The sequence below is a fragment of the Sphingomonas lacunae genome (assembly GCF_012979535.1).
Taxonomy (GTDB): Bacteria; Pseudomonadota; Alphaproteobacteria; order Sphingomonadales; family Sphingomonadaceae; genus Sphingopyxis; species Sphingopyxis lacunae.
Genome location: NZ_CP053015.1, coordinates 1,985,458 through 1,998,832, shown reverse-complemented (window position 1 = coordinate 1,998,832; position 13,375 = coordinate 1,985,458). Strand labels below are relative to the sequence as shown.

General features: G+C 61.9%; 10 protein-coding genes. 4 read left to right on the top strand and 6 right to left on the bottom strand.

The genetic code is table 11. The features are described 5' to 3' along the window. Nucleotides 1-4: 4 nt before the first annotated feature. Nucleotides 5-1,468 (bottom strand): leucyl aminopeptidase, encoded by a 1,464-nt coding sequence (locus tag GV829_RS09575; RefSeq protein WP_169946151.1) that lies wholly within the window; start codon nt 1,466-1,468, stop codon nt 5-7. 393 nt (nt 1,469-1,861) lie between these two features. On the opposite strand from GV829_RS09575, the gene GV829_RS09570 reads away from it, so the two are divergent. From GV829_RS09570 to rsmA, 4 genes are all read left to right on the top strand, one after another. Beyond that, nucleotides 1,862-4,048, top strand: a complete 2,187-nt coding sequence (locus tag GV829_RS09570; protein WP_246202812.1) for an LPS-assembly protein LptD — start codon at nt 1,862-1,864, stop codon at nt 4,046-4,048. Nucleotides 4,049-4,176: 128 nt separating this feature from the next. Next, nucleotides 4,177-5,556: a peptidylprolyl isomerase gene (locus GV829_RS09565; protein ID WP_169946149.1), complete on the top strand. Its 1,380-nt coding sequence runs from the start codon at nt 4,177-4,179 to the stop codon at nt 5,554-5,556. 36 nt (nt 5,557-5,592) lie between these two features. Next, entirely contained in the window at nt 5,593-6,591 is a 999-nt protein-coding gene (pdxA, locus tag GV829_RS09560) for a 4-hydroxythreonine-4-phosphate dehydrogenase PdxA (RefSeq protein WP_169946147.1), read from the top strand. Beyond that, a complete protein-coding gene (rsmA, locus tag GV829_RS09555) occupies nt 6,588-7,430 on the top strand; it encodes a 16S rRNA (adenine(1518)-N(6)/adenine(1519)-N(6))-dimethyltransferase RsmA (RefSeq protein WP_246202811.1) in 843 nt (280 codons plus the stop codon). The genes pdxA and rsmA overlap by 4 nt, the downstream gene beginning before the upstream one ends. A 23-nt stretch (nt 7,431-7,453) precedes the next feature. On the opposite strand, the gene GV829_RS09550 is transcribed toward rsmA, so the two are convergent. The 5 genes from GV829_RS09550 to GV829_RS09530 all read right to left on the bottom strand — a co-directional run bounded on the left by GV829_RS09550 (nt 7,454) and on the right by GV829_RS09530 (nt 13,265). Then, a complete protein-coding gene (locus GV829_RS09550; RefSeq protein WP_169946145.1) occupies nt 7,454-8,023 on the bottom strand; it encodes a hypothetical protein in 570 nt (189 codons plus the stop codon). 1 nt (nt 8,024) lies between these two features. Further along, the gene (locus GV829_RS09545) at nt 8,025-9,245 is read right to left on the bottom strand and encodes an RsmB/NOP family class I SAM-dependent RNA methyltransferase (RefSeq protein ID WP_169946143.1); all 1,221 of its coding nucleotides are present in this window, start codon (nt 9,243-9,245) and stop codon (nt 8,025-8,027) included. 36 nt (nt 9,246-9,281) lie between these two features. Then, nucleotides 9,282-10,739 carry an IMP dehydrogenase gene (gene guaB, locus GV829_RS09540; RefSeq protein WP_169948175.1) on the bottom strand — a complete coding sequence of 486 codons (1,458 nt, stop codon included), beginning with the start codon at nt 10,737-10,739 and terminating at the stop codon, nt 9,282-9,284. A 127-nt stretch (nt 10,740-10,866) separates the two neighbouring features. Further along, nucleotides 10,867-12,414 carry a M28 family peptidase gene (locus GV829_RS09535; protein WP_169946141.1) on the bottom strand — a complete coding sequence of 516 codons (1,548 nt, stop codon included), beginning with the start codon at nt 12,412-12,414 and terminating at the stop codon, nt 10,867-10,869. Next, entirely contained in the window at nt 12,411-13,265 is an 855-nt protein-coding gene (locus GV829_RS09530; protein WP_169946139.1) for an HpcH/HpaI aldolase/citrate lyase family protein, read from the bottom strand. Before GV829_RS09530 ends, GV829_RS09535 begins: the two co-directional genes overlap by 4 nt. Nucleotides 13,266-13,375 lie beyond the last annotated feature (110 nt).

The following is a 13,375-nucleotide window of genomic DNA, read 5'->3' as shown; positions in this document are numbered from 1 at the left end:
CCGGTCACGCTTCCTGCTGGGCCGCGACAAAGGCTTCGAGCAGACGCACGCCATAGCCGGTTGCACCCTTTGCCCATGTCGGGCCATCCTTGTCAGACCAAACCATGCCGGCAATGTCGAGATGGGCCCATTTGACGCCCGGTTCGACATAGCGCTGCAGAAACTGTGCGGCCGTAATCGAACCGCCATCGCGCGGACCGACATTCTTCATATCGGCAATCTGACTGTCGATCAGCTTGTCATAAGCTTCACCAAGCGGGAAGCGCCAGAGTTTCTCGCCGACCGCCACACCAGCGGAGGTCAGCGCGTGAGCAAGTCCATCATCGTTTGAGAACAGGCCGCCATGTTCCTTGCCAAGGCTGATGATCATCGCGCCGGTCAGCGTTGCAAGATCAACCATCGTCTCCGGTTTGAACTTGCGCTGCGCCCATGTCATCGCGTCGCACAAGACCAGTCGGCCTTCGGCGTCGGTGTTGATGACCTCCACCGTCTGGCCTGACAGGGTTGTGACAATGTCACCCGGCCGCTGCGCATTCCCGTCCGGCATATTCTCCGCCAGGGCGCAGACTCCAACCACATGGACCGGCGCCTTGCGCCTGGCCAGTGCGAGCATGGTCCCGGCGACAGCACCGGCGCCGCCCATGTCCCATTTCATGTCTTCCATGCCAGCGGCCGGCTTGATGCTGATGCCGCCAGTGTCAAATGTCACGCCCTTGCCGATCAGCACCAGGGGCGCGCCTTCGGGGGCCCCTTCCCCTTTCCACACCATGCTGAGCAGGCGTGGCGGGCGAACCGACCCTTGGCCAACGCCAACGAACGCTCCCATTCCAAGATCGGTCATCTGCTTTTCATCGAGCACTTCGATGGCAACCCCCGATTCAGCGAGGATGGAGCAGCGATCAACAAAGCTCTGAGGGTAAATGATGTTGCCCGGTTCCGAAACCAGATCACGGGTAAAAGCCACACCTTCGGCAACGGCGCGCAACTTTGCCCAAGCGGCTTCCGCCCCTTCTTCGCAACCGGCAATGGCAATGCCCGCAAGCGTCGGTCTCTGGTTGACCGGCAAGCGCGTGCGATAGCGGTCAATGCGCCAAGCACGCAGCACGGCACCCAGAGCGAAACGGGCAGCGGCCTGGGCGCTGGCACCGGACAGGTCAGCATGAACCGATTCAGCGCCAGAGACCAGAAGCCGGGCAGACACCGCGCCGCCCGCCTTTTCATAGGCTGCGTCATCTCCATTGCCGATGCCAACCAACAACAGTCGGCGGACAACAGCGCCCTGTCCACTATAGGCTTCCAAGCTGGTTCCGGCGGCACCATCGAATCGGGCTTGTGCCGCAGCACCTGCGGCGAGCGAGCGAAAAGATTCGGGCAGACGGTCGGTTATTGCGGCAAGCCCGCCAGTGCTGACCGGCACAACCAGCACATCGCGATCAGCCGCACCCCCGGAAACAAATTCGATGATCATAAAATTCATCCTCTAATCAATAGATTGATCCAGCCCACAGCCCGGAGCCAAAGCATCACAATCGCGCACCTCGCCACTGGATGCCGATCTGCGCAGGAGCGGAGATAGTGGGTACGCTGGCGAGTTGCAAAGCCCCCAGAGGGGGTTATTAGCAGGCAACCATGGTATCATGCCGGTTTTCAGGGTGCCGCATGGTGCGCCAGACAATGCGGTGCAACCTATTTGGTCTGAACGGACAAGATTTCGGCCGCATCGGGTGACAGAAAGAATGAAGGATTGTTCGAGCGCATGATGTCGCCAGCTCCCACCCGCTTGAGTGGTTGCCTGCGCCGCCGGCCCGGCCGGCTGGAAAGGCACGTATCAGCCTGGGCCCTGGCCCTGGGCTTGATAGGCATGCCAGCTTGGGCAGGCGCTCAGCAGGCAGAGGCGGAGGCACAGCCGCAGCAACTGGCGGACGCCCCGCCCCAAAGCGAATCCGGCAGCATCGATTTCGCCGCTGACGAAGTGCGCTACGACAATGAAGCTGACGTCATCACCGCAGAAGGCAATGTGCAGCTGGAAAGGGAAGCATGGCGGTTGCGGGCTGATCAGGTTGTCTGGGACCGGCGCAGTGGGCGCGTCACAGCCAGCGGCAATGTGGCTCTGACCAGTCCGCAGGGAGACACTGCCTATGGCGATTCTGTCGAACTGACCGACACGTTGCGCGATGGAGCCGTTGCAAATCTGCTCGTCGTTTTCGACGGTGGTGGCCGATTGGTGGCGCAGCGCGGCGTTCGGCTGGCCAATGGTGACATGGAGTTGGAACGCGCGGCCTACTCTCCCTGTGCGGTCGAGGACGACAATGGCTGTCCGAAAGAACCCAGCTGGCAAGTCCGTGCAGTGCGTGTCAGTTATGATCGGGTCAATGATCGGATCCGCTATCGCGGCGCCCGGGTCGAATTGTTCGGGCTCCCGCTTGTGCCGCTGCCCGGCCTTTCCCATCCCGCCTCGAATCGAGCTGGATCGGGTTTCCTTGTCCCCGATTTCCGGGTGGACCGGGTCAATGGCGTGGAGATTGAGATTCCGTGGTATTGGCGCATCAACAGTAGCCACGATTTGATGATTTCCCCGCATTTCTATTCGGGAGCAGCGCCCATGGCAGAAGCATGGCTGCGCGGATTGTCAGCGCGGGGTGGTTGGCAAGTCCATGGTTACGCGACCTATTCGGAACGAGTGTCTGTCTCGGGTGCCCCGACAACTGCGGGACAGGATGCTTTTCGTGGCTATATCGATGCCACGGGTGGTTTTCAGTTTGATCCGCGGTGGAGCCTGTCCGCATCGGCCCGTGTAACAACCGACCGAACCTTCCTGCGCCGCTATGACATCAGCCGGGATGACCGGCTGCGATCCACGTTCAGCCTTAACCGAAACGGCGGTTCCAGCTATCTGACCATTGCCGGATGGGCGGTGCAAAGCCTGCGTGTTGGCGATTCCCAGGGGCAACAGGCCATTGCCCTGCCTGCCATCGATTTCCGCCAACGCATTGCCGATCCTTGGGCTGGCGGACTCTTCCTGTTGCAAGCCAACAGTCTGGCGCTGACCCGGACATCGGGACAGGACACCCAGCGACTTTTCGGCAGCGCCCAATGGGACTGGCGCCGCCTTACACCGATGGGACAGGTTATCCAGTTGACGGCGCTAGGCCGGGGCGACATCTACCACAGCGACAATATAACCGCGACCTCGGTTCCTTCCTATCGGGGTGACGATGGCTGGCAGGCGCGAGCCTTTGCCGCCGCAGCGATCGACGTCAGCTGGCCTCTGGTAGGCACATTCGCTGGTGGCAACCAGCGACTGACGCCCAGGGTACAGATCGTTGCAGCATCACCGGTGGACAATGTCTCCATCCCCAATGAAGATAGCCGCGCCTTTGAACTGGAAGATGGCAACATTTTTGCCATTAACCGGTTCCCCGGCCATGACCGGTTCGAAGATGGCGGGCGCATCACCTATGGTGTGGAGTGGGCCTTTAACCGGCCGGGCTTCGCCATCACCAGCGAAGTTGCCCAGAGCTATCGCCTCTCAAATCAGGGATCGCTGTTTCCCGATGGTACCGGACTGACCGATCGCACGTCAGATATCGTCGGCCGCACAACGGTGGCACTGCGCAATGTCATCCGACTGACGCACCGTTTCCGGCTCGACAAGGACAGCGGCGCTGTGCGGCGCAACGAGATTGACGCAACGGTCGGCACACGGCGCACCTATGCCGAGATTGGCTATCTCAGGCTCAACCGGGATATTGCGACGCTCGGCGAGGATTTGCGGGATCGGGAGGAAGTGCGGGTGGGCGGACGCATTGGCTTCGCCCGATACTGGTCACTGTTCGGTTCGGCCATTATCGACCTGACCGACAAGGCCGAAGATCCGGCCTCGTCAGCCGACGGATTCACCCCGATCCGCCACCGGTTGGGCGTTGCCTATGACGATGACTGCGTCTCGATCGGCCTGACGTGGCGGCGCGACTATCAGGATACCGGCGATGCCCGACGCGGCAATACGTTCCTGCTTAGGCTGGCATTCCGCAATCTTGGCGTGTAAACGTTTTGCCCAGAGCCCTGAATTCCCCCGTCATGGCTCAGCTTGCGTTCAGGCCCCAAGTGGCAAGGGCGCATTTCCGCTTCGGCCGGAATGGCACGAAGCCGCTATACAGGACGACCCGTATCATCATGACCATCGCTCGTTTGTCGGCCGTTTCGACCCTGCTGCGTTCCATTACTGCCCGCACGGCAACCGCTACGGCGCTCGCCGCTCTCGTCGCCGGTTCCGTTACGGCGCAAACAGTGACCGATACGGTCATGCCGGAAGCTGGTCTCAGCATTCCTTCGGACGCACAGATCCTCGGCAATGCCAACAGCAATGTTTATCGACCTTCGGCCACGGTCAACGGTGAGATTATTACCGCGACTGACGTTGAGCAGCGCATCGCCCTGGTTCGTATTGCCAACAATGGTCAGTTGCCCGACGAAGAAATCCAGCGGGTACGGTTGCAGGTCTTCAGCCAGCTGATCGACGAGACCCTGCAGATTCAGGAAGCGAAGGCGAGCAAGATCGAGATTGAGGCGGCCGATATTGATCGGGAGTTTGCCCGCATCGCCGCCCAGCTGCGTCAATCACCCGAACAGTTCACCCAGTTCCTGGCGGCCAATGGTGCCTCGGCCCGCGCCATGAAGCGCCAGATCGAGGCCGATCAGGCTTGGCAATCACTGCTGGCACGCAACATCGACCCCTTTACCAATGTCAGCACCGAAGAAGTATCTTCGATGCGTGAGCGGTTGGAGGCCCAACGCGGCACCCAGGAATATCGCATCGGCGAAATTTATCTGGCCGCTACGCCTGACACGATTCAGGCGGTTGCCGAGAACGCCCGCCGCATCCTCCAGGCGCTGGGCGACGGTTCGGGTAATTTTCAGGATCTGGCCCGCCGCTATTCAAACGCGTCAACCGCTTCGGTCGGCGGCGATCTTGGCTGGATTCGGTTGAACCAATTGCCGACATCGCTGGCCGAAGCGGCCCAATCGATGCAGCCCGGCCAATTGGCGGGGCCGATCGAAGTCCCCGGCGGCGTTTCAATTCTCTATCTGATTGACCAGCGCAGCGTGCTGACTGCTGACCCGCGCGATGCTGTGCTCAGCCTCAAGCAGATTTCATTGGCGTTTGCGCCCGGAGTCACGCCGACACAGGCGACTGAACTGGCATCGACCTTTACCACGCGCACCCGTTCCATCGCAGGGTGCGGCCAGGCTGAAGAAGTGGCAGCCGCACTTGGCGCAGATGTGCTGAGCCGGGATCAGATCTCCATGCGCGACCTGCCGCCGCCGCTCCAGGCCTTGTTGACCGAATTGCAGGTCGGCCAGGTGACGCCGCCCTTTGGCTCGCGTGAGCAGGGGGTCAGCGTCTTGGTCTTGTGCGGTCGTGATCTGCCGGAACAGGCAGCCTTGCCATCGACCGAGGACATTGCCGAACGGTTGCGGCAAGACCGGGTCAACCGCCGAGCGCAACGCTATCTGCGCGATTTGCGTCGCGACGCTGTGATCGACTACAACTGAGCGGTTGCGGTACATCCCGCAACACTCGGGGGAGCGATGATTGTGCAGCCTTTTGTTGTTTCGCTGGGCGATCCTGCAGGCGTGGGTCCGGAAATCACAGCGGGCGCCTGGCAGGCAAGGGCGTCTGCCGAGCTACCTCCATTTGTGGCAGTCGGCGACATTGAATCAATTCGCCGCGTCTGGGACGGACCTGTTGTTCAAGTGGACAGCGCAGAGGCCGCAGTGCCCGTGTTTGCCGAGGCGCTGCCTGTCTGGCATCTGGAGGACTGTGGCGGCGTTACGCCCGGCGTCCCGACACTCGAAGGAGCGCATTGCGCGTTGCATTCGCTCGAACTGGGCATCGGTGTCGCTCGCAGTGGGCAGGCAGAAGGGCTGATCACTGCCCCTGTGTGCAAGGACCAGCTGTACAAGGTTGGCTTCACTCACGCCGGCCAGACCGAATTCATTGCCGACCGATGCGGCGTTTCCCGGACCAATGCGGTCATGATGCTTGCCGGGCCAGGACTCAGGGTCGTTCCCATCACCGTCCACGTCCCTCTGCGCGAAGTCCCCGGCTTGCTGACCATCGATCTGGTTGTTGCCCGTGCACAGGCCACGGCTCGCGGAATGGCGCGCAGCTTTGGCATTGAACAGCCGCGGCTGGCACTTGCAGGTTTCAACCCGCATGCAGGAGAGAATGGCGCGATTGGCAGCGAGGAGATCGAGATTCTGATCCCGGCCGTCGAGCGATTGCGGGAGGAGGGGTTTGACATAAGCGGCCCGCATTCCCCCGATGCCTTGTTTACCCCGGCCGCCCGTGAAACCTATGACGCAGCGCTATGCTGTTACCATGACCAGGCCCTCATTCCCCTCAAGGCGCTGTATTTTGACGAAGGCGTCAATCTGACCCTTGGCCTGCCCATTGTGCGGACATCCCCCGATCATGGCACAGCCTTCAACATCGCCGGCCAAGGCAAGGCCAGCGCCGGTCCCATGATCGCCGCGATAAAGATGGCCGAGCAGATTGCGCGCACTCGCGCCACCAGCAGCTGTTGAGCCGCCAACCGATCAGGGACCTGCCGCCCTTGCGGGCGGTCATTGCCACCCATGGTCTTTCGGCCAGCAAGGCGCTCGGCCAGAATTTCCTGTTCGACGAACAATTGCTGGACCGCATCGCCGCTATTCCGGGACAGCTTGAGGGCCAGCGGGTCTATGAGGTCGGCCCCGGACCGGGTGGCCTGACCCGCGCCTTGCTGCGGACAGGGGCGCTGGTCACGGCGGTCGAACGCGATGACCGCTGCCTGCCGGCACTGGCGGAACTGGCGGACGCTTTTCCGGGTGGACTGACCATCATTGCCGATGATGCGATGAAGGTTGACGCAGCCGGGGCAACTGGCGGGACGCACCATGTCGTTGCCAACCTGCCCTACAATGTCGGGACGGCGCTGTTGGTCGGTTGGCTGGAGGCAGACAGCTGGCCACCGGATTGGCAATCACTGACGCTGATGTTTCAGTTGGAGGTCGCTGAGCGTATCGTCGCCAAGCCGGGAAGCAGCGCCTATGGTCGCCTTGCCGTGCTGGCGCAGTGGCGCAGCAGCGCGCGGATAGCCATGAAAGTGCACCGGTCAGCCTTCACTCCACCGCCGAAGGTGATGTCGGCCATTGTTCACATTACGCCGGGCGCCATGCCCGACGGTGTCCGACCGGCAACCCTCTCACGCATTACCGCAGCAGCCTTTGGCCAGCGGCGCAAAATGCTGCGTCAGTCCTTGAAAGGCGTAGCGGGAGCGGACGTGGCGATGGAAGCCTGTGGCATTGACCCGACGCGGCGTGCCGAAACATTGTCAGTCGAGGAATTTGTCGCGCTGGCACGCAACATTGACAGCAACGGCTGAGAGGCCTGCCCCGCCTGATCCGATCAATTGCGCTCGGCAGGCGGCGTGGATGCACCATCAGATTGTGGCGCACGCTCTTCGGCGCGCATGGCTGTCCGTGGGCCAGCATTCGCCAGAGCCGCGCTCAACCGCGTCACCTCGTCGCATCGGGTGGCGCCGCACATTGCCTGCAAGCGGGCCAGATTGAGCCGAGCCCGTTCGATAGCACCGCGTTCAACAAGGGCGATACCTTGTCCGGCCAAAGCAACCCGATTGTCCGGTTCGAGCTCCAGCGCCTCTCGATAGAGGCGTATCGCCTTGCCGGGAAGCGACTGGACCTGGGCAATTTGCGCGAGGCCGATATAGGCGTTGATGTTGCGTGGATCCGCCAACAGGGCGGTTTCGAAATAACCGGTCGCTTCGTCCAGCTTGCCCTCGGCTTGCAGTCGCTCGGCTTCTCGCTGCATGTCGAGCGAGAGGGCGGAAATGGCCACCTGTTGTGGCGGCGCCCCGATCGAGGAGGTTGACATAGTGCTGATGATGACAGCGGCGGCCATGGCCGCGGGCGTAAAGCGCATGATCGTCTCCCAAGTCGTCAGACGTTGACGGGGCATCTCAAACTGCCTTGATCCGTGCGATGAAAAAACCGTCGGTCGCGTCATGGGCCGGGGTCAGCAAGCGACCGGCTCCTGATGGACGACCGGGCGACGCCGCACCAGCAGGATCATTCCACACCGGTTCGGCGGTCCAACCCGCGTGGCGCGCCAAAAAAGATGCCACCTGCGCTTCGCCCTCTTCCCGCGTGATCGCACAGACAGCATAGACCAGCGCGCCGCCGGGCGCCACCAATTTGGCTGCCAAATCAAGCAGCCGCGCCTGTTCGGTAACAAGGACGGCAAGGCGTTGGGGGGTCAGCCGCCAGCGTCCGTCGGGATTGCGTCGCCACGTGCCAGACCCGGAACAGGGTGCATCGACCAGCACGACATCGGCGACCTGGGTCAGATCGTCGAGAGCCTCCAGTTCGCGTCGCGGGTCAAGCAGTCGGGCGTCTATCCGCTCGACACCTGCTCTTTCGGCACGTACTGGCAATTGCTGCAAGCGGCGCCGATCCGTATCACAGGCAACCAGCAAGCCATCGACGTCGCCGTCAGGTCCAGCCATCGCTGCCGCCAATGCCAGAGTCTTTCCGCCTGCCCCGGCGCATAAATCAACGACCGTCATCCCTGCCCGGGCCTGACATGCATGGGCGATCCATTGGCTGCCGGCGTCCTGCACCTCCACGGCCCCAAGCTGCATAGCGGGATGATCGAGCAGATTGGTATCGGAAGCAAAACGCAGGCCTAACAGCGGGGCAGGCAAAGGCTCCCCGCCAGTTGGCATAGGCAAACCGTCATCTTCCAGTTGCGCGGCACGAAGGGCATTGATCCGCACGTCTAAAGGCGCCCGTTCGAGTAACGCCTGCGCCTCCCTTTCGGTGATCAACGGGTCAAGGTGCGGGACCAGCCACTTAGGCATATCGCTCCCGGTGGCGCGTGGTTCATCGGCGCTGATGACCCCGGGCGCCCTCCCCTCACCGGTAAAAAGGGCTGCAAGATCAGCATCCTTGTCGGCAAGCGCAACCAAGGCACTGCGGCCATTGATAGGAATTTTGCCAAACCGGCGGATCGCACGCCACACCAGTTCGCGGATCGCACGCCGGTCTCCCGAACCGGCATAGCGGCGTTCCTTGAAGAAGCGGGTGGCAACCGTGTCCGCCGCTGCCCCACCGTCACGGGCGGCAATGATGATGGCGTCGAGCAGTTCGATCGCCGTCTGCACACGGGCTGCGGGGTTCATGCCGTCACTCCCTGCAACCGGGCCCTGCCAGCGGGCTCAGCGCGTCGGATAATTGGGAGCCTCCCGCGTGATGGTCACGTCATGCACATGGCTTTCCGACAGGCCGGCATTGGTGATCTGAACAAAACGGGCCTTGGCCCGCAATTCCTCCAGCGTGGCGGCGCCGGTATAGCCCATCGCTGCCTTCACGCCGCCTACAAGCTGATGGATCACTTCACGCGCGCTGCCCTTGTAAGCCACCTGCCCTTCAATACCCTCCGGCACCAATTTCAGCTGATCCTTGATATCCTGCTGGAAATACCGATCAGCCGAACCGCGCGCCATCGCACCGACACTGCCCATGCCGCGATAGCTTTTGAAGCGGCGCCCCTGATAGAGGAAGGTTTCGCCCGGTGCTTCTTCCGTGCCGGCCAAAAGCGAACCAACCATGACGGTGGTCGCACCAGCGGCAAGCGCCTTGGCAATGTCTCCCGACGTGCGCAGCCCTCCGTCGGCAATCACCGGAATGCCAGACTTGGCGGCCTCGTTCGCACTGTCAATGACGGCCGTCAGTTGCGGCACGCCCACACCCGCCACAATGCGAGTGGTGCAGATCGATCCCGGCCCGATGCCCACCTTCACACAGTCAGCCCCGGCGTCGATTAGCGCGCGGGTCGCCTCGGCAGTGGCGACATTACCGGCGACAATCTGGACGGTGTTTGACAGTTTGCGCACCGCGGTCACTGCTTCCGCCACCATCCGCGAATGGCCATGCGCGGTGTCGATCACCAGACAGTCGCATTCGGCATCGAGCAACGCCTCCGCCCGCGCCAGCCCCTTTTCCCCAACGGTGGTGGCTGCCGCGACCCGCAACCGGCCGCTCGCATCCTTGGTGGCGTTCGGATAGGTCACGGCCTTGTCCATGTCCTTGACGGTGATCAGGCCGATGCAGTGATATTCGTCATCGACCACAAGCAGCTTTTCGATGCGGCGCTGGTGAAGCAACTTCTTCGCCTCCGCCTGGCTGACGCCCGGGCTTACCGTCGCCAGGTTTTCCCGCGTCATCAGTTCCCGCACGGGCTGGCCAGGGTTGTCGGCAAAGCGGACATCGCGGTGGGTCAGGATGCCGCAAAGCCGGCCTGACGCCTCGACCACAGGGATGCCGGAAATGCGATGCGTCGCCATCAGCGCCTGCGCTTCCGCAAGAGACGCGTCCGGGCCGATGGTGATGGGATTCACAACCATCCCCGATTCAAAACGCTTCACTTGCCGGACAGCCGCTGCCTGCTCCTCTTCCGAAAGATTGCGGTGCAGGACACCGATGCCGCCCAACTGGGCCATGACGATCGCCATTTCGGCCTCGGTAACCGTATCCATAGCCGACGACAGGATGGGAATGGCCAGCCGGATATCCTTGGTCAACTGAGTTGATGTGTCGGCCATGCTCGGCAGAATGTCTGATGCTCCGGGCTGCAACAGCACGTCATCAAAAGTAAGGCCGAGGCGGATATCCATGGGTGCCACTTTCATAAACGGGCCCGGAAATGCCTTCGCAGGCTCCGGTCCCTCGCATGTGAGTCGTCTGGGTGGCGGCCCATGTAACCAACAGAGCGGCCAATTGCCAGTGCCCGGCTAAAGCCGATCAGTTGTCTGTGCCGCGCAAAAGCGGCCAGCTTTCCAGAGAACCGAAATGGCGGGTCAGCGCAAGGTGCAGGTCCGCGTCATCCGCCGCGCCCCCAAGCGGGATTGAATCCTTCATCTGATCAGCCGGGCCATGGTAGTCGCCGCCGAGATAGTCTTCGAGCTTGGCCATGTCGGAAAAGCTACCACCAGCCATCAGCGAAGGCACACCCGCCTGGGTCAGTGCCCATCCGTCCTGGCGCCGAACAAACGCCTCACCCTCTATATCGCTGTCGATCCCCCGTCCGAGTGAACGGCCAACCTCTTCGAAGGCCGCTGCATAGACCGGATTGTCTACCCTGCCGATCACCGCCATGGGGGCATTGCGGCCAGCGATGGCTACGGTATCAACGTTGAGTGCCACACTGATGCGGTCCAGCGGGACGGGTGGTGAGGCGGCAAAATGAAAGGCGCCAAGCAGCCCCTGTTCCTCGGCGGTTGTGGCAACGACCATCGTGTCGCGGTCCAGCCCTGCGCCGGCACGCGCGCCAGCGCCAAGCCGCGCCCCCACTTCGAGCAGGACAGCAATGCCGCTGGCATTATCCACAGCGCCATTGCATATCCGATCGGCTTCACCTTCGGGACGGCAGACGCCCAGATGGTCCCAATGCCCCATCAGGACGACTGTGCCACTGTCTGGGCGCCGACCGGGAAGCCGCGCTATCACATTGTAACTGTTGAAATCCTGTCGATCTGTCTGGGCCGACAAGGACGCGGTGACCGGCAGGTCCAGTCCGACGAAATAGGCATTGGCAGCATCATTGCGCAAGGATTCGGCGTTGGTCCCACCACTGGCCAGCAGCGCATCACCGGATGCTGCCGACAGCATGCCATCAATTTCCGCACGGCTGACCCGGGATTCCAACTGCATCCTGCGACCGGCAAAAGACCGTTGAACCTGCCCGAAGCTCATTGTTGATGGAGCGATCATCAAGGTTGCGCGGGCGCCAGCGGCAATCAGTGCATCGCGGCGCGCCGTGAGGTTGAGCGCTCCCTCACCCGGCCGATCAACGACCAGCAGCAGTGCGACCTTGCCCCGCACATCAGCGACAACGCGTCCGTTAGCATCCACACCATGGCCGACATAGATGACCGGCGCATTGTCAACACTGGCGGGTCCGCGTGAGCCGCGCAGGGTGATTTCAGGCACAGCGACAACAGAACCGTCAGGTCGATTGAACCTGGCAAAAAAACTGTTTGTCGACAAAGTGACCAAAGGCACCGGCTGATACCAGCTGCCATCGGGCATGCCTCCAACAAAGCCGGCTGCAGCCAGTTGAATGGCGATATAATGGGCTGTCAGTGTCTCGCCGCTGGTGCCGGGAAAGCGGCCTTGCAACGCATCATCGGCAAGATAGGCCATATGACGTCGTAACTGCGCCTCGGTCACCGGGCTGTCGGCGTGCCTTGCCTCTGCTGCTGGCGCCCGAGGCTGGGCGGCTGCAGGAGTCAACCAGAGGGGGATCATCAAGGGGGCCAGAAGGGTGGACGTCAGGCGGGGGATCTTCATTGCTGCGCTATGCCGCGCCTCCGCTCATCGCGCAATGCTTCGCGTGCCAGAAGCTGCCGAGCGGAATCCACATGCATGTCCTCGATCATCCGGCCTTCGAACCGCTCTGCACCGCCGGTAAAGGCGGCGACAATGGCCCGGGCATCGTCCAGCGCAACAGCACTGGGCGCAAAGGCTTGGTTGCAGGGATCAACCTGGGAAGGATGGATCAGAGTCTTGCCGTCAAAGCCGAGACGGTGTCCCTCATCTGCCTCCATCGCAAAGCCCGACGCATCGTCGATCGCATTATAGACGCCGTCATAGGCCAGAATGCCAGCCGCACGGGCGGCCAGCACGATCATCTGGATTGACAGCGCCATGGCGGAACGGTCGCGATAGTCGGGCAGGCGAAGGTCATGGGCAAGATCATTGAGCCCTGCAATCAGCCCGGCAACCCTGCTGTGTGCGGCGATAGCCTGGGCGTTGAAAATGCCGGTGGGACTTTCGATCATCGCAAAAAGCGGCACGTCCGCGGGCGTTGCCAATCCGTCAAGCACGGCTGGATGATCGACCTTGGGCAAAACAATGATGTCGGGGCGGACCTGCTGCACCAGCGACAGATCCTCGGCATGATACGGGCTGTCCGGGCCGTTGATACGCAAGGCGACATATTTGCCTGAAAACCCCTCACGAATCGCCCCAGCAGCGCCTAGCCGTCCATCAGCCTTCAATTCAGCTGGAACCGCATCCTCAAGATCGATGATCAGCATGTCTGCCGGCAATTGCTTTGCCTTCGACAGTGCCCGCCCCTTGTGACCAGGTACGTAAAGCAGCGACACAGGGGCGGGATTCAGCGTCTGGAAAATCGTCATTCTCTTCGTCCGATTGCGCTTGGAGACAGGGCGGGAACTTCCTACTATCCACACATATTGGGGGCCAGCTGATGGAGAGCTGTCGTGGACTATGTTGCCTTGTTTCTCGT